This window comes from Pseudomonas sp. W2-17, assembly GCF_041060445.1.
GTDB lineage: Bacteria > Pseudomonadota > Gammaproteobacteria > Pseudomonadales > Pseudomonadaceae > Aquipseudomonas.
Genome location: NZ_JAUFNS010000010.1, coordinates 38,292 through 54,715, shown reverse-complemented (window position 1 = coordinate 54,715; position 16,424 = coordinate 38,292). Strand labels below are relative to the sequence as shown.

13 protein-coding genes are annotated in these 16,424 nt (G+C 62.1%); 6 read left to right on the top strand and 7 right to left on the bottom strand.

Features of this window, described 5'->3' with window-relative positions:
• The first annotated feature begins 99 nt into the window (after window positions 1-99).
• Window positions 100-1,197 carry an MBL fold metallo-hydrolase gene (locus tag QWI20_RS14320; RefSeq protein ID WP_369306055.1) on the top strand — a complete coding sequence of 366 codons (1,098 nt, stop codon included), beginning with the start codon at window positions 100-102 and terminating at the stop codon, window positions 1,195-1,197.
• A gap of 10 nt (window positions 1,198-1,207) precedes the next feature.
• Here the strand turns inward: QWI20_RS14320 and QWI20_RS14315 are convergent, their stop codons facing one another.
• The 3 genes from QWI20_RS14315 to QWI20_RS14305 form a co-directional block, all read right to left on the bottom strand.
• Window positions 1,208-1,363, bottom strand: coding sequence for a hypothetical protein (locus QWI20_RS14315; protein WP_192174314.1), 156 nt, complete (start codon window positions 1,361-1,363; stop codon window positions 1,208-1,210).
• Between the two features lie 46 nt (window positions 1,364-1,409).
• On the bottom strand, window positions 1,410-2,957 hold the full coding sequence (locus tag QWI20_RS14310; RefSeq protein WP_369306054.1) for an FAD-dependent oxidoreductase: 1,548 nt from the start codon (window positions 2,955-2,957) through the stop codon (window positions 1,410-1,412).
• A 165-nt stretch (window positions 2,958-3,122) separates the two neighbouring features.
• Window positions 3,123-3,611 carry a GFA family protein gene (locus QWI20_RS14305; protein WP_369306053.1) on the bottom strand — a complete coding sequence of 163 codons (489 nt, stop codon included), beginning with the start codon at window positions 3,609-3,611 and terminating at the stop codon, window positions 3,123-3,125.
• 192 nt (window positions 3,612-3,803) lie between these two features.
• Here QWI20_RS14305 and QWI20_RS14300 point away from each other — a divergent pair, with 192 nt between their 5' ends.
• Both QWI20_RS14300 and QWI20_RS14295 read left to right on the top strand, forming a co-directional pair.
• Window positions 3,804-5,429 carry a methyl-accepting chemotaxis protein gene (locus tag QWI20_RS14300; protein WP_369306052.1) on the top strand — a complete coding sequence of 542 codons (1,626 nt, stop codon included), beginning with the start codon at window positions 3,804-3,806 and terminating at the stop codon, window positions 5,427-5,429.
• 264 nt (window positions 5,430-5,693) lie between these two features.
• On the top strand, window positions 5,694-6,938 hold the full coding sequence (locus QWI20_RS14295) for an AGE family epimerase/isomerase (RefSeq protein WP_369306051.1): 1,245 nt from the start codon (window positions 5,694-5,696) through the stop codon (window positions 6,936-6,938).
• A 376-nt stretch (window positions 6,939-7,314) separates the two neighbouring features.
• Here QWI20_RS14295 and QWI20_RS14290 read toward each other — a convergent pair whose 3' ends face one another.
• Both QWI20_RS14290 and QWI20_RS14285 read right to left on the bottom strand, forming a co-directional pair.
• Window positions 7,315-8,097 (bottom strand): exodeoxyribonuclease III, encoded by a 783-nt coding sequence (locus QWI20_RS14290; RefSeq protein ID WP_369306050.1) that lies wholly within the window; start codon window positions 8,095-8,097, stop codon window positions 7,315-7,317.
• A 107-nt stretch (window positions 8,098-8,204) separates the two neighbouring features.
• Window positions 8,205-9,302: an AbrB family transcriptional regulator gene (locus tag QWI20_RS14285; protein WP_369306049.1), complete on the bottom strand. Its 1,098-nt coding sequence runs from the start codon at window positions 9,300-9,302 to the stop codon at window positions 8,205-8,207.
• 147 nt (window positions 9,303-9,449) lie between these two features.
• On the opposite strand from QWI20_RS14285, the gene QWI20_RS14280 reads away from it, so the two are divergent.
• Window positions 9,450-10,352 carry a LysR family transcriptional regulator gene (locus QWI20_RS14280; protein WP_282373606.1) on the top strand — a complete coding sequence of 301 codons (903 nt, stop codon included), beginning with the start codon at window positions 9,450-9,452 and terminating at the stop codon, window positions 10,350-10,352.
• Between the two features lie 65 nt (window positions 10,353-10,417).
• Window positions 10,418-10,627, top strand: a complete 210-nt coding sequence (locus tag QWI20_RS14275; protein WP_369306048.1) for a hypothetical protein — start codon at window positions 10,418-10,420, stop codon at window positions 10,625-10,627.
• A gap of 177 nt (window positions 10,628-10,804) precedes the next feature.
• Here QWI20_RS14275 and QWI20_RS14270 read toward each other — a convergent pair whose 3' ends face one another.
• Window positions 10,805-11,308 carry a nucleoside 2-deoxyribosyltransferase gene (locus tag QWI20_RS14270; RefSeq protein WP_369306047.1) on the bottom strand — a complete coding sequence of 168 codons (504 nt, stop codon included), beginning with the start codon at window positions 11,306-11,308 and terminating at the stop codon, window positions 10,805-10,807.
• A 163-nt stretch (window positions 11,309-11,471) separates the two neighbouring features.
• Here QWI20_RS14270 and QWI20_RS14265 point away from each other — a divergent pair, with 163 nt between their 5' ends.
• A complete protein-coding gene (locus QWI20_RS14265) occupies window positions 11,472-13,133 on the top strand; it encodes a VRR-NUC domain-containing protein (protein ID WP_369306046.1) in 1,662 nt (553 codons plus the stop codon).
• Between the two features lie 577 nt (window positions 13,134-13,710).
• On the opposite strand, the gene QWI20_RS14260 is transcribed toward QWI20_RS14265, so the two are convergent.
• Complete coding sequence (locus tag QWI20_RS14260) at window positions 13,711-16,419, bottom strand: DEAD/DEAH box helicase (RefSeq protein ID WP_369306045.1); 2,709 nt, start codon at window positions 16,417-16,419, stop codon at window positions 13,711-13,713.
• Between the last annotated feature and the right edge of the window lie 5 nt (window positions 16,420-16,424).

The window sequence follows — 16,424 nt, the reverse complement described above, 5'->3', positions numbered from 1 at the left end:
TTTAAGCTTCAAGCTAAAGCTCCAGGCGTACGCCATGCTTTTGCCGCTTGCCGCTCGCGCAGCGCTCACCTTCACCCGTTTCATGGAGTCAGCACCCTCATGGCCTCGATCGAAAAAAACCTTGATTCAAATCCTGCGCTGCCCGTCCTGACTCGGCGTGAAGGTCGCTATTTCAATCACAAGCCGATGGCGCGCGCTAGCGTGGGCAAAACCCTGCGCATCTTCTGGAACGCCCTGTTCAACAAACCCCACCACACCCGCCCGGCCGGGGAGATCCCGGTTCAGCCGCTGTCGCGCCAGCAACTGTTCGCGGCGCCCGACAACACGGTCTACCGGCTCGGCCACTCCACGGTGCTGCTGAAACTGCGCGGTGAATACTTCCTGACCGACCCTGTATTTGCCGAGCGTGCCTCGCCGGTGCAATGGGCCGGTCCGCAGCGCTTCCATCAGCCGCCGATCCGCCTGGAAGACCTGCCGCCGCTCAAGGCCGTGATCCTCTCCCACAACCACTACGACCACCTCGATCACATGACCATTCAAGTGCTCAAGGACAAGGCCGAGCATTTCATTACGCCGCTGGGGGTCGGGGACACGCTGATCGAGTGGGGCGTGCCGGCCGCCAAGGTTCAGCAGTTGAACTGGTGGCAGTCGACGGAGATTCATGGCGTTCGCTTTGTGGCCACCCCGGCGCAGCACTTTTCAGGCCGGACGTTGCGCGACGGCAACCAGACCCTGTGGGCATCGTGGGTGATGCTTGATGGCGAGCAGCGCATCTTCTTCAGCGGTGACACCGGCTATCACGCCGGTTTCAAGCTAATCGGCGAGCAGTACGGCCCGTTCGACCTGACCCTGATGGAGACCGGCGCGTACAACGAAGACTGGCCGGACGTGCACATGCAGCCCGAAGAGACGCTGCAGGCGCACATCGACCTGCGCGGCAAGTGGCTGCTGCCGATCCACAACGGCACCTTTGACCTGGCGATGCACGCATGGCACGAGCCATTCGACCGTATTCTCGCGCTGGCGTGGGACCGCAGCATCTCCATCACCACGCCGGAAATGGGCCAGCCGTTTTACGTTCAGTACCCCAGCCGAGGCGAGGCGTGGTGGCTGAAAGTGGACAAGGCTGCCGAGCCTGCGACCGACCGCTGCTCGAAACGGCGGGACGATCGCCAGCAGGCCACCAGTCGCGGCTAAGCCGGCTGTTTCAGGGTTTGGCGTCAGTGGAATCTGCCGGATGCTCCGTTTCCGGTGGTCGCTGCTGTTCACCGCTCTGATTGGCTTGTTTGTGTTCCTCGCCGACCTTGCCTGCATTCTCAGGCTTGTGGTCGAGGTCTTCGCGATTGGACTCTTTATCAGGCATGGTGCCCTCCGGTGTGCAGGGTGAATGGTTGATTTGAAGCACGTGCTTAATCGTCGATCTGGTTGATCAGCATCAGCGCTTCATCTTTGAACAGCGGTCGTTTCATGCGTTCGGCGAGCATCGCCATGGGCCGTTCCCGATCACAGCCGACCACGGCCGCGACAACGCCCTGCTTGCAGATAAGCGCCAGGAAATCGAAGCGCTCCGGCTCGCCCAAGTAGACGATGTCGTCCCAGTCTTCGGCGTGGCCGAGATAATCCAGACGCTTCTCAAAATGGTAGGTCCAGAAATACGGCACGTCGGTGTAACGCAGGTCTTCGCCGAGCATGTTGCCCGCCGCAATTCGGGCCTGCTGTTGGGCCAGGCGCCAGTGCTCGATGCGCCGGGGCTGATGGTTAAGCGGAAAGGTGGCGATATCGCCGGCCGCCCACAGATCCTTGCCCGCGCGCATGCCGTCGTCGACCGACAGTGAGCCATCGACTTCCAGCTGAAGCCCGTCGATGAAACTCGTCACCGGGCTCACGCCGACGCCGACCAAGGCAAGATCCACCTGCAGTCGTTCACCGTTGCTGAGCACCGCCATCTTCAGAACCTGCTGCCCATCCCGTTCAACACCCTCGAAACGGCTGACGTCCACGTGGGTGCGGAACAGCACGCCGTTCTGCTCATGCAGCGCCCGCAGGGCTTTGCCGATGCGCTCACCCAGCTGACCGGCAAACGGCACTTCATGACGGGCCAGAATCGTCACGTTCACACCCTGTGTGCGCAACGCCGACGCCGCTTCCAGCCCGATAAAACTGTCGCCAACGAGCAGTGCGTGGCTGCCGGGGTGGACCGACGCAAGAATTCGGCTGGCGTCATCGCGGCTGCGCAGCGTCAGCACTTGCGGCAGATCCGCGCCCTCCAGAGACAGCGCGCGCGGCTCGCCACCGGTGGTGACGAGCGCCGCGTCGTAGTCAAAGCGGCGCCCGTCCGCCAGGGTGACGCGCTTGTTGACGACGTCCAGCTTCATCACTTCGCCGTGCACCCGCTCGATGCGGTTGCTCAGGTAGAACCCGTCGTCGCGCAGGGCAGGGATCTCATCGGTATCCATTTCGGCGGACAAGACAAATTTGCTCAGCGCCGTGCGGTCGTACCCGGGCGCGGCTTCTCGGTCGATGAGCCGTAATTGACCGTTGAAGCCTTTTTCCCTCAGCGCGCAGGCAGCGGCTGTACCCGCCGCGCCAGCGCCAATGATGACGAAGCAGCGGCTGTCCTCGGCCAGCGTCGGCGTGCCGGCGGTGATGGTCTGGTCATCGACGTGCACATGGCCATCGATGACGTGGACGGGGTATTGAGTAAGGGCATCCAGCGCAGGCGGTTCGCAGAGATGGCCGTCGTCGATGGAAAATTCGGCCTTGTGCCAGGGGCATATCAGGTGGCCGTTGCAGATGGCGCCGTCGGCCAGTGGCGCGCCGGCATGGGGGCAGAAGGCTTGAAACGCGCGGACTTCGTCGCCGTGCAGAACCAGCAGCGCCTTGGTTTCGCCAAACTCGACCTGGAGACCGCGGTCTTGCTGAATATCAGTCAGGGTGGCGACTCGATGCAGAGGCATGTGCGCTTCCTTGTGGGCTTTTATTGGGCTTAGGGGCTTTTAGTTGGGAGTCGGCCGTCGGGGGAGAGGTTCAGGGAATTATCGGGTAGTCGGTTGGGCGGGCGCTCCGTTCGCTTCAACTGCCGGAGGAGCGCCTAAAATCCGAGGTCATTTCACTGCGCCAGGCTATTGGGTCAACTTCAGCCGCTCATGCCAGTCGGCAATCGACTCTTCAGGAAATGCCTCGAACTGCTGGTCATTCGGCCCTGCAGAGACTTCCACCCACGATGCCTTGGAATTCAGCAGCAAGTGCGTGTGCTCCGGCGGGGTCGGCAACGGCGTGTCGATGGCCGATGCGAAGGGATGGATCAGCTCCGGCCACTCGGGGCTGAACAACCACAACCCGCTGCCGCACCGTTTGCAGAAATGCCGTTCTGCGCTGCTGATGTGGGTCTCGTGATGGTCGTCATCGCGCATCTTGGCGTGGTAGATGGCGATGCTGTCCTTGCCTTTGACGTCGAGGCTTTTCGCATCGCCGCCCAGGTTGATGGCGTAACCGCCGCCGCCCTGAGTCTTGCGGCAGATCGAGCAATAGCAGCGTTGATAAGGGTAGGGATGGGCGCTTGTCAGGCTGAATTCGACGGCGCCGCAATGGCAGGAACCTTCCAGATGCATGATTCACCTCCGCTTCAATTTGATGTCGGGTCTAAGGGTCTAGACCGCTCAAGCGGGCGGGGTTCGATGTTTTCTCGAACGGGCGTTCGGATTCTTCATGGGCCGGCGGCTCAAGAAGCCTGCGGCAGCGTCGATAAGCGGTAGTCATATGACGACTTAGCGTCCCGCCCCTACAAGAATGAGCCGACCGTTATGAGCCTACGCAACCTCACCATCGCCCGCCGCGCCGGCCTTGGGTTTACCCTGATTTCCCTGTTGGTCGCGTTGCTCGGCTGGTTCGCCCTCAGCCAGATGTCGACGATCCGCCAGAGCGAAGTGGCCGTCGAAAGCAACTGGATGCCGAGCATGCGTCTGGTCAACGACATCCGCGAAGCCATGCTGCGCATCCGTACGATTTCCCTGCGCATGGCCCTCGACACCGATCCGAAAAACGTCAGCGTCTACAAAGGACAGATGGACGCGCGGGCGAAGATCCTCGACGAGAAACTCACGAGCCTCGACACCTTCGTCGACACCCCGGAAGAGAAGGCGTTGTACGACAAATTCCGCGCGACCCTGGCCGATTATCAGCGCGGTTTGACCCAGTCATTCGTGCTCGCCGAGAGCGGTGACCTCAAAGGGCTGAACAAACTGCTGCTGGTGGACATGAAAACCGCCGTTGACAACTCCGGCGCGCAATTGGGCGATCTAAGCGATTTCTACTCCCATCAGGTCGAGCTCGAAGGCGCTGCCGCCGAAGCGCAATACGGTAACTCCCGAAACGTGGTGCTGGTGTTCGTGCTGATCGCGGCACTGGCCACCGTGGTGCTCGCGGTGTGGCTGACTCGCAGCATCGTTCGCCCGCTGCAGGAGGCGGTTGATGCCGCCGAATACGTGGCCAAGGGCGATTTGACCCATGACATTCGCGTCGAGGGCAATGACGAAGTCACCCGCTTGCAGAGCGCGTTGCAGCAGATGCAAACCAACCTGCGCTCGACCCTGAGCCTGATCGGCAATTCGGCGAGCCAGCTGGCGTCGGCTGCCACCGAGCTGAACTCCGTGACCGAGGATAGCCACCGCGGCCTGCACCAGCAGAACGCCGAAATCGAACAGGCCGCCACGGCGGTGAACGAGATGACCTCGGCGGTCGAGGAAGTCGCGCGCAACGCGGTGTCGACGTCCCAGGCGTCGAGCGAATCGAACGCGGCGGCCCGCGACGGCCAGAGCCGGGTCATCGACACGGTCAATTCGATCCAGACCCTGTCCGGCAACGTGCAGCACACCTCGGACCTGGTGCAGAACCTGGCCGATCAGTCCAAGGACATTGGCAAGGTGCTGGACGTGATTCGTTCTATCGCCGAGCAGACCAACCTGCTGGCATTGAACGCTGCCATCGAAGCCGCACGGGCCGGTGAGTCCGGACGCGGATTCGCCGTGGTCGCCGATGAAGTGCGCGCACTGGCCCACCGCACCCAGCAGTCGACCCTGGAAATCGACAAGATGGTCACGACCATGCGCAGCGGTTCCACCGAAGCAGTGGAGTCGATGTCGATCAGCCGCTCACGGGCGACCGAAACACTGGGGCTGGCCCAAGGTGCCGGCGAGTCGCTGAGCCGGATCACTACGTCGATTAACGAGATTTCCGAACGCAATCTGGTCATCGCCAGCGCCGCCGAAGAGCAGGCGCAAGTCGCCCGGGAAGTGGACCGCAACATCGTCAACATCCGCGACCTGTCGATGCAGTCGTCGTCCGGCGCCAACCAGATCAGCGCGTCGAGCAACGAACTGTCCCGGCTGGCGGCGGAGTTGAACCAGGTGGTGACGCGCTTTCGGGTCTAGGGGTTGCAACACCGCTTTTGTGGGAGCGACCGGGGTGGCGCTCCACCTTGCTCGCGAAGGCTTAAGTCCAAGCGCTGCATTACTCAGCGGATTTACCGGCCTCTTCGTGAGCAAGCTCACTCCCACAAATGGATGACGCAGCCTACCTCGCGGCGTAAACGTTTCACCTCATTCACTTGCCTGTCGCTGCCCTCGGCTTGCATGATTCGCCCCGACTAATAATTCCTGGCGGGCCGAACCTGCCGACGAGATAGGTGAAGGGCAATGGATGACGTGAATCGCGATTTCAGCAGTTGGCTGCGCTCCCCGGGTCACAAGGCCTGGCTGATTCAGGAGGGCAATCGGCTGCTGGCGTTTGCCAAGGCCTCGAAGCTGCCCCAGGGCTTCGGCAATCTGGATGACCTCGGCCGGCTCCCCGCCGATGCCGTGGCCGAAACCATGAACACCGCACGCATGACCCACAGTTTCGCCATGGCCCACATCAACGGCATTCCCGGTTGCGCCGCGCTGGTCGATCACGGCATTGCGGCGCTGGCCGGGCCGTTGCGTGACGCCGAACACGGCGGCTGGTTCGCCAAACCCCTGGAGCACAGCGCCGACACCGGCAAGAACGCTTACCTGCACGCGTTCGTCGCCCTGGCCGCCAGTTCGGCAGTCGTCGCCCGTCGCCCCGGCGCCCAGGCGTTGCTGGAACAGGCGATTCAGGTGATCACCGGGCATTTCTGGAGCGAGGAAGAAGGCGCCATGCGCGAATCCTTCGACCGCGACTGGAGCAACGAGGAAAGCTATCGCGGCGCCAACAGCAACATGCACAGCACCGAGGCGTTCCTTGCCCTGGCCGACGTCACCGGCGATGCGCGCTGGCTGGATCGGGCGTTAAGCATCGTCGAGCGGGTCATTCATCAGCACGCCGCCGGCAACAATCATCAAGTGATCGAACATTTCACCCTGCAGTGGCAGCCGATGCTCGACTACAACGTCGACAAGCCCGACGACGGTTTCCGCCCTTACGGCACCACGCCCGGCCATGCCTTCGAGTGGGCGCGGCTGGTGCTGCACCTGGAAGCCGCGCGGCGCAAGGCCGGGCTGGAAACGCCGGCCTGGCTGCTGGAAGACGCTCGCGGTTTATTCGAAAACGCCTGCCGCTATGGCTGGGACGTCGATGGCGCGCCGGGGATCGTCTACACCCTCGACTGGGAAAACCGCCCGGTGGTCCGCCATCGCCTCCACTGGACCCACGCCGAAGCGGCTGCCGCCTCTGCGGCGTTGTTGCAACGCACCCACGAGCAGCAATACGAAGACTGGTACCGGACGTTCTGGGAATTCAGCGAGACGCTGTTCATCGACTACGAAAACGGCAGCTGGCGCCACGAGCTCAACCCGCAAAACCAGCCCAGCGCCGACATCTGGGCCGGCAAGCCGGATTTGTATCACGCCTATCAGGCGACGCTGCTGCCGGTGTTGCCGCTGGAACAAAGCCTGGCGACGGCGTTGGCGCACAGGGCCTAGTCCGCGGGATCCTGTGCTGTCTCGAGGTCAACGCGATCTGTGTAGGAGCGACCGGGGTGGCGCTCCACCTTGCTCGCGAAGAGGCCAGTACATCCGCTATATCTTTAGCGCCTGAACTGCCGCCTTCGTGAGCAAGCTCACTCCCACAGGTTTGTGCGTGTGCTTTCTGTTGTGCGTCCGCCACAAAACCGGTGGTGCGCACCACCGCCGCTACTGGATCAGGCGCAGTTCCATGTGGGAGCCGAGCTTGCTCGCGAAGGCGGTGTCTCAGCCGCTGAAGATGTAGCGCATGTCCCGGCCTCTTCGCGAGCAAGGTGGAGCCCCACCCCGGTCACTCCTGCAGGTTATGTGTTGTTTGAGGATCTGCGCATCTCGGTCAAACCTTCAACTCAATCCAAGTCGGTGCATGGTCACTGGCGTGGGGCAGGTCCCTGACCCAGCGATCCACTCCCGCGTTTTTCAGCTTGGGCTTCAGGTCCTTGCTCAACAGAAGGTGGTCAATGCGCAGGCCTGAGTTGGTCTTCCAGTGGTTGCGGAAATAATCCCAGAACGTGTAAATCCGCTCGTCCGGGAATTTAGCGCGCAGGGCGTCGGTCCAGCCCTGGTCCAGCAACCGCTCAAAGCACGCGCGGCTTTCCGGTTGCAGCAAGGCATCCTTCAGCCATGAGCGGGTGTTGTAGATGTCGTTGTCGGTGGGGATGACGTTGTAGTCTCCGGCCAGTACCACCGGATGCTCGCTCTTGAACAGCGAGTCGGCGTGCGTAATGAAGTGCTCGAGCCAGTCCAGTTTGTACTCGAACTTCGGTCCTGGCTGCGGGTTGCCGTTGGGCAGGTACAGGCAGCCGACGATCACGCCCTGAACAGCCGCCTCCAGATAGCGGCTGTGTTTGTCCTTTTCATTGCCCGGCAAACCCCGGCGAATCTCCAGCGGCTCACTGTCCCGGGACAGGATCGCTACGCCGTTCCACGACGGCTCGCCCTGCCAGATCACGCCGTAGCCGGCATTGCGGATATCGTCGGCGGGGAAGGCCGTGTCGGCCGCTTTCAGTTCCTGCAGGCAGACGATGTCGGGCGCTTCCTTTTCCAGCCACTGCAACAGAATGGGCAAACGCGCGCGGATGCCGTTGATGTTGAACGTGGCGATTTTCAGCGTGGCCATGGCGTTCGCCTCCAATGAGTGTGCAGCGTTGGAGGTCGCCTGCCGGCCGAAGATTCCATCGGTGTGCGCGCCGCTGCCTTGCTCGACGATCAGCCGGCTTCGCTCAGTCAGGCAAAGCGTTGCGACACACGAATCACCTGCCGGGCGATATAGGTCCCCGTCACAATCACCGCAAAGAGTCGCAGGGTCTGCATCGCCAGCACGAAGCCGACGTCGGAATGAGTGTCGATGGCAATGATCGCCATGGCATCAAGGCCGCCGGGGCTGGTGGCCAGGTACACCGAGAGAAAGTCCTTGCCCATGATTTCCGCGATGCCCCAGGCCGACAGGGCGCAGAGCAGTATCAGCACCAGCGCCCCGGCGATCATCGCGGGCAGCCGCCGCCAGACGTAGCTGATGGTCACGCGATCAAAGCGCAGGCCGATGTAGCTGCCGATCGCGCCGTAGGCAATTGCCAGCACCCAGGCAGGCAGGGTGATTTGCAGCAGGCCGCTCAACTGCAGCGCGCCGCCGAGCAGCAAGGGCACCAGCAAGGCGCCGGCGGGCAAGCGACTGCCGAGGATCACGCCGACCCCGATCACCAGCAGGCTCAAACCCAGATTCAGCAGGTTCATCCCGTGCAACAGCGCGTCCGTGCTATGGGCCTCCGAACCGCCGGCATCGGCGCCGATCAGCCGACTGACCAGCGCGCCGACCATCACCACGCAGACCACCCGCACGTATTGCATGGTGGCGACCACCCGAGAGTCGGCGCCGTCATCCTCGGCCATCGCGACCATCGCCGACGCCGCGCCTGGCGAAGTGCCCCACGCTGCGGTGCTGCTCTGGATGCCGCCCCAGCGCGCCATGGCGATGCCGACCACGGCGCTCAACGCGACGGTGAGCAAGGTGGCGAACACCATGACATGCCAGGACTGCATCGCCGCGAGCAGCACGCCGACGGTCATGGAGTGGGCGACCAGCACGCCGACCGTGCCCTGGCCGAGGCGGAACACCTGCTTGTTCAAGCGAACGCTGGCCCCGGCGACGCCGAAGCCGATCGCCACCAGCATGGGCCCGAGAAACAGTGCGGCGGGGACGTGGAAGTATTTGAACAGCTGGCCGGCGCTACCGGCCATGAGGATGAGCAGCAGCCATTGGGTCAGCGGGTGCTGGTGGGCGAGGGCAAACGAGGCGGGGCGTGGCAACGCGGATCTCCAGAGCATTGGCTTTTCCTGGCAATTGGCTTCTCCTGATAAGGAGTAGCTGAGGTGCTTCCGTGCCGAGTGCATGTCCAATGACGCCCAGTATCGACAGCGCAATCGATCAAGTCTATTTTCTAATAATCATGAATCGATAACTTTGGTTGATATATGGACCTGCGTGACCTGACCTATTTCGAAACCATCGCCGAACTCGGTCATCTGGGACGCGCGGCGGAAAAGCTCAATCGCAGCCAGCCGGCGCTGACTAAAAGCATCCAGCGGCTGGAGGAATCCTTCGGCACCAAGCTGTTCCAGCGCGACGGTCGCCGAATCAAACTCACCCCGGTCGGCGAACTGCTGCAGGCGCGGGGCAAGGTGCTGCAGCAAAGCATTGCCCAGACCCAGCGCGAGGTGCGGGATTTCGCCAGTGGCGCGGTAGGGGATATCCGGCTGGGCTGTGCGGCCACCATGGCCGAATACCTGCTGCCGGAACTGACCAGCGCGCTGCTCAAACGCTCGCCGCAGGTGACGCTCAAGCTGGTCATCGGTCAGGACGACATGCTGCGCGAGCAGCTGCGCTCCGGGCACCTGGACATGATCATCTGCGCCCAGCGCAGTGCCGAAGAGGAATTCAGCTTTTACCCGATCCTGACCGACGAAGCCGTGGTGATCGCCAGCCGCAACCATCCGATCTTCCAGGCGCCGTTCGAGATGCGCGACTTGTGCCGCTATCGTTGGGTGTTGCCGCCGTCCGGCGTGTCGTCGCGCATCTGGGTCGATGACGCCTTCGCCCGCCACGACCTGCCGCTGCCGGAAGTGCAGATCGAGTCCAACTCGATCTCCCTGTTGCCCCGACTGATCGCCCAGACCAGCCTGCTGAGTTTCATCGCCCGGGAGACCCTGGAGTTCGGCAAGAACATGCAGGACCTGCGCGAGGTGCCGCTGGAGCAGACCACCATGACGCGGACCATTTGCGTCATGCTGCGCCGCGAAGGCTATCTGTCGCCTGCCGCCCACGCCATGGTGCAGATGCTGCGCGACGACGGCGGATCCTTCCTCAATTGGTCGTGACCTGTGCTTTTACCCCGCCGGCTGGGTTAGCCTGCTTAACGACATTCACTTACGGAGCGTCAAGGATGCAGGTACAGACAAGTCAGATCGACACCCGCGCAATTGCTTATTGGGCACACGATGGCGAGCATTTCGGCGGCGACCAGTCGCCGCTCAACGACGCCGATTCCGACGAAGACCGCGACCCGGAGGGCGAGCTGGATTTAAGTGACCTGGATCTGGACGAGTTTGCCGATGCCGACAAGCTGGACATCAGTTCGTCGAATCTGGAGTAGGTGAGGGCGTTGGTGCTCGATTGTCGGATATCTCCAGTCGTGAACCGCTCCGCGGTCTGGCAGCAGATGCAAACCTTGTGTGCGAGCTTGCTCGCGAAGAGGCCAGTACACCCGCTGGATATTCAGTGGTAAATACGACGCCTTCGCGAGCAAGCTCGCTCCCACAGGGATCTGCATTCAGCCAGACAAATACGCTGCCAATGCCTTAACCGCCTGTTCCGCCGTCTCGCTATTGCCAGCCCAGGTACAGGCCAGCATTAGATTGCGCGGCAGGCCAAAATCCTCCACCTGAAACCCTTGCCCATCGAAGCCTGCCGCGTCATGGGCGATCTGCTCGCGCAACGCGCCATTCGCTGCGAAATACGCCCACACCGGTTTGCCCAGCGCAACCGCCATGCCTACTTCGAAGGCCGTGCCTGAATCCGGCTCGGCGCCGCGAAAGGGGTTCAAGTTCGCCAGTACCGCGTCGCAGCGTTTGATCATCGCAATGTTGGCGTTGCAAATGACCGCGGCCGCCTCTTCAGGGCTCAGCGCCTGCGGCACTTCGTTGTCAAACGGGTACAAACCCTCAAGACCGTGCTGATCGCACAGGACTTTCAGATAGCGGCCGTGCTCGATGGCGTCGGCGCGAAATACGTCGAAGCCCGCGAGATAGATAAGGGGTTGGCTGGCGGAAGGCATGGCGATCTCCTGGAAAATGCGTGGAGCGAGTCTAACGGGTGAGCAGTGCTCTTTGGTCCGCGCCGTTGATCGGGACGGCGCCATCCTACAGCAGGCAGGGCTGGAATCTGTACGGATAACCAGTATCCTGACGCTCTTCCGTCAGCCTTTACGTGACCTCGCCGTGAGCCTTTCCCCCCTCGACAATCCGTTTTACTACCTGGAAAACTTCCGCCAGGTGCTGAACTGGATCGCCCAGCGCTACGACGACCTGCTCGATGAAGATGAGCGGCGTTTCATCGACGATTTTGCCCAGCTGCCGCAACCTGCGCAGGCCTTGCTGGTGCGCATGGTCATGCGCAAAGGCACGCTGTTCCGCGCCAGCAAGCTGGATTACGCAGAAATCGGTGATGTCCGACTGGCCGCCGCACCCTTGCTGGAATCCGGTTGGGTGGACGGCCAACCCCATCTGGACCTTCACGCCCTGTTTGCGTTGCTGCGCAAAGACGAACTGGGCCAGTGCTTCAAGGCCCACGGCGTCAAAAGCGCCGAGAAAAAATCCGACCTCCTGCAGCGTCTGCTGCCGATCTACGAAGCACCCCAGCGCCTGGAGCACTGGTTTGCCGGGTTCGAAGAAGTGATCTTCGCCCTCCAGGTCATGCCGCTGTGCGACCGGCTTCGCCTGCTGTACTTCGGTAACCTGTATCAGGAGTGGTCGGAGTTCGTGCTGGCGGACCTGGGCATCTATCGCTACGAAAAAGTCGAATTTTCCGTCGAGTCCCGTGGCATCAACCAACGCGCCGACATCGACATCTGCCTGCACCTGCACACCTGTCGGCAGGCGCTGGACGACGGCATGGCACTGGCCGACCTGGCGCCTCAAGCGCTGGCCGTCGAGACCGACAACCCCTGGCTGGCCATGCGTCGCGCCAAGCTCTTGTTCAAGATCGGTCAGCAGGCCGAACGCGAGCAGGACTGGCCGCTGGCATTGAGCGTCTACGCGCAGTCGAGCTACCCAGGCGCCCGCGTACGCAGGATCCGCGTGCTCGAACGCAGCGAGCAATTCCTGGATGCAATGACCTTATTGCTGGAAGCCCAATCGGCGCCGGAAAACGACGAAGAAACCCAACATCTGCTGCGCATACAGCCGCGTCTGAAGCGCAAGTTGGGCGAGGGCAGCGTGCAGAAACGGTTGAAACGAGCCGTCACTCGGCTTGATTTGAGCGTGCTGCCGCTGCCCGACCACAGCGTCGAACGGCTGATCCAGCAGCACCTGGCGGAAGAGGGCAGCGAGGTGCACTACGTCGAGAACGCGCTGGTCAATTCGCTGTTCGGCCTGCTCTGTTGGCGGGCGATCTTTGCGCCGCTGCCCGGCGCGTTTTTTCACCCGTTCCACAGCGCACCGAGCGACCTCTACAGCCCTGACTTCTACCAGCGCCGCGCGGCCCTGTTCGACGAATGCCTGGCGCAGCTGGACGACCAGCGCTACGAAGCGGTGATCCGCGACACCTACGCCAGCAAATTCGGCCTGCAATCGCCCTTCGTATTCTGGGGCACCCTGACCCCCGAACTGCTGGATCAAGCGCTGCACTGCCTGCCGGCGCAACACCTCAAACGCTGGTTCCGACGCCTGCTGCAGGACATCAAAGCCAACCGCACCGGCATGCCTGACCTCATCCAGTTCTACCCCGAACAACGCCGCTACCGAATGATCGAAGTCAAAGGCCCCGGCGACCGCCTGCAAGACAACCAACTGCGCTGGATCGACTTCTGCGCCGAACATGAAATGCCGGTGGTGGTGTGCTATGTGAAATGGGCGGAAGAAGACGTGCGGGCGGCGGGGTGAAACGGAATTGGCTGAGGCGGGGACAGATTAATTTACGGTGAAGCGCTGTAAATAAATCAGTCCCCTTCAAACACAGCCAACAATCCCGGCGCCTCAGCTGGCCTCTTCCCGGCTAAAGCCGGTCCCACTAACAGCGCGCGTTGCATCAGTGAGACCGGTGACGCGGAGCGTCAGAGGATGCATTCCCACGCAGAGCGTGGGAACGATCAAGATCAGGTTGAGGGGTAAGGATTGTGCTGTTGATGTTGATCTTCCACCGAGAAAGTTCAGACGCCGCCAATCGCGACTTTGGTGCAGGCCGAACGCAGACGACGCGGAGTGGGCCGAGCCGCATGGATGCGGCGAGAGCGCCGTCAGGACATGGATGTCCGTTCGGCGCGGGCCCACGGAGCGTCGTCGGAGTGAGGGTACCCTGACGAAGGAAGGGCCCAACCGAGAGCAAGCACCTTTGGTTACTTGGGGTGCTTTTCCAAGTAACTCGCCGAAGGCGAAACAGTCTGCCCCCAGGCAGACGCTTGTGATCTTGATCTTGATCTTGATCTTAAGGATATTGATCTTGATCCTAAAAACAACCCGCCTAGCGCTTGAGCTTCTTGGCCACCACCGGCAACGGTGCAAACAACGCCGCAATATCCTCATCCTGCAACTTCCAGTCCCCGGCCTTGCGCCCATCCAGCACACCGGCCGCCAGCGCCGCCTTCTCCTGCTGCAAATGCTGAATCTTCTCCTCCACCGTCCCCCGCGCAATCATCTTGTACACGAACACCGGCTTATCCTGACCAATCCGATACGCCCGATCCGTCGCCTGATTCTCCGCCGCAGGGTTCCACCACGGATCGTAGTGAATCACCGTATCGGCCGCCGTCAGATTCAACCCCGTGCCACCCGCCTTCAGACTGATCAAAAAGATCGGATGCTTGCCGCTCTGGAAATCCTGCACCGGCACCCGCCGATCCTTGGTCTTCCCGGTCAGCAGCGAATACGCGATCCCGCGCTGCTTCAACTCCGCCTCGATCAACTCAAGCATCGACGTAAACTGCGAAAACAACAGAATCTTGCGATTCTCCGCAAACAACTCCTCCAGCATCTCCATCAGGCTGTCCAGCTTGCCCGAACTCGACTGCCGCGGACTGACCGGCGCACTGTTGACCAGCCGCAGATCACAACAGACCTGACGCAACTTGAGCAACGCCTCAAGAATGATGATCTGACTGCGCCCCACGCCCTTAAGGGTGATCTCGTCGCGGACCTTCTTGTCCATCGCCAGGCGCATGGTTTCGTACACATCGCGCTGGGTGTCGTTGAGCTCGACCCAATGCACGATCTCGGTTTTCGGCGGCAGTTCGGTGGCTACCTGCTCCTTGGTCCTGCGCAGCAGGAACGGCTTGATTCGTGCGTTGAGGTGCTCCAGACGCTGCTCGTTGCCCAACTTCTCGATCGGCGTGCGGTAATTGCTGTTGAACTGCTTGGCATCGCCCAGCCAGCCGGGCATCAGGAAATGGAACAGCGACCACAGCTCGCCCAAGTGGTTTTCCAGCGGCGTACCGCTCAGACACAGACGCTGCCGAGCATTCAGCTGACGCGCCGCCTGCGCCGCTTTGCTGGTGGGGTTCTTGATGTATTGCGCTTCATCGAGCACCAGCACATGCAGCAGTTGCTGGCTGAGCACCTCGACGTCACGGGGCAGCAGCGCGTACGTGGTCAGGATCAGGTCGTAATCCTGCAGCCGTTTGAAATCCTGATGGCGCTGGGTGCCGAACAGCGCCAGCACCTTCAGCTGCGGCGTGAAATGCTTCGCCTCGTCCATCCAGTTGGGGATCAGGCTGGTGGGCATGACCACCAGTGCTGGGCGGTCGAGACGTCCGGCCTGTTTTTCCAGCAGCAGGTGCGCCAGGGTTTGCAGGGTCTTGCCCAGGCCCATGTCATCAGCGAGCACGCCGCCGACTTCCAGCTCGCGCAGCGCCTGCATCCAGCTCAGGCCCTCCAGCTGATAAGGCCGCAACGTGGCATTCAGGCCTTCCGGCACCTCACCGCGCACGTCCTTGATGTTCACCAGTCGCTCGGAAAACTGCCGCAGCCGGTCGCCGCCCTGCCACACCAGCGGCAGGTCATCGAGCTGCCGCAGCCGCGCGGCGTCGGCGGTGTTCAGGCGAATGGCGTTGTTGCCATCCTCGCGCCAGTAGAAATCGCCGAGGGTCGCCAGCACCGGTTTCAGCCGCCCATAAGGCAGCGCCACCTGAATCGGCACGCCGCCGCGCTGGGTGAAATGATTGAGCTGAACCAGCAATTGCTCGTCGTCGCGGCGCTTGGCGATGCCGCTGGCGGTCATCAATTCCGGGTGCGTGCGCAGCAGATTGATCAGGATCGGCAGCAGGCTCAGCCGCTCGCCGTTGACGATGATCCCCAGCTCCAGATCGAACCAGTCGCGCTCCGGCTCGTCGTCGACCACGGCATACCAATCGTCCACCGGCGTCACGTCGAAGCCAAAGTCTTCGCTCATCTCGATCTGCCAGCCTTCGGCGCGCAGCCGGGGCAGGTCATCGAGAATGAAACTCAGCCAGGCCTTATCGGTGGGCAGTTCGAACATCTCGCCGGCACTGTCGGGCAGCGCCTTGCTCTGCCGGGTGGCGATGCGAAAGCCCAGCTCCTGAAGCTGCTTGCGGTACTCGCCCTCGCGCTCGGGATGCCGGCGCATGCGTAGGGTTTCATCCGGCAGGTGCCAGAGGATGTCGCCGCCACGGCCGGGGGCAGGCACGCCGGACACGTAGGATTCACGGTAGCGAAACGCCAGGGCTGCGCGGTGCTGGATGTGCCGCTGCATCTTGCCGTTGCGTGGCTCGTAGGCGCTGTACTCGAAGCTGGCGAGAATCAGCCGCGGCTCCGGCTTAATGTTCTTTTCCAGGCGCTCGGGCAACTTGGGTTTTTGCTCGACGACTTTCGGTCTGCGCGCAATGGGCTCGCCGTCCACCGCTGCAAAAATGCCGGGGCTGTTTGCCGGATCCTGCAAAAAGAACAGCGCCGCCGCACAGTGCTTGCAGTTGTTTCTCACCGGGCAGGTGCATTTGCCGACAATGAAATTGCGCGTGCGCTCAGGGTCCTTGAACAACAACGTCTGGGTGTAGTTCTCCAGGCTTGAACCCCGGCACACCGTGCGCACGACATCGCCGCTCAAGTGTTCGAGCATCACGCGCTTCTGCCGCGCGTACTCCAGCCCCCGCTCGACCGCCTGGGTTTTGAACAGCGGTTCCCACGGCAGGGCGAGGGCTTTTTCCAGTAGGGACGCCACGTCTA

Coding starts and splice junctions, on each gene's coding strand:
- QWI20_RS14320 (WP_369306055.1), top strand. CDS start 100: ATGGCCTCGATCGAAAAAAACCTTGATTCAAATCCTGCGCTGCCCGTC.
- QWI20_RS14315 (WP_192174314.1), bottom strand. CDS start 1,363: ATGCCTGATAAAGAGTCCAATCGCGAAGACCTCGACCACAAGCCTGAG.
- QWI20_RS14310 (WP_369306054.1), bottom strand. CDS start 2,957: ATGCCTCTGCATCGAGTCGCCACCCTGACTGATATTCAGCAAGACCGC.
- QWI20_RS14305 (WP_369306053.1), bottom strand. CDS start 3,611: ATGCATCTGGAAGGTTCCTGCCATTGCGGCGCCGTCGAATTCAGCCTG.
- QWI20_RS14300 (WP_369306052.1), top strand. CDS start 3,804: ATGAGCCTACGCAACCTCACCATCGCCCGCCGCGCCGGCCTTGGGTTT.
- QWI20_RS14295 (WP_369306051.1), top strand. CDS start 5,694: ATGGATGACGTGAATCGCGATTTCAGCAGTTGGCTGCGCTCCCCGGGT.
- QWI20_RS14290 (WP_369306050.1), bottom strand. CDS start 8,097: ATGGCCACGCTGAAAATCGCCACGTTCAACATCAACGGCATCCGCGCG.
- QWI20_RS14285 (WP_369306049.1), bottom strand. CDS start 9,302: ATGCTCTGGAGATCCGCGTTGCCACGCCCCGCCTCGTTTGCCCTCGCC.
- QWI20_RS14280 (WP_282373606.1), top strand. CDS start 9,450: ATGGACCTGCGTGACCTGACCTATTTCGAAACCATCGCCGAACTCGGT.
- QWI20_RS14275 (WP_369306048.1), top strand. CDS start 10,418: ATGCAGGTACAGACAAGTCAGATCGACACCCGCGCAATTGCTTATTGG.
- QWI20_RS14270 (WP_369306047.1), bottom strand. CDS start 11,308: ATGCCTTCCGCCAGCCAACCCCTTATCTATCTCGCGGGCTTCGACGTA.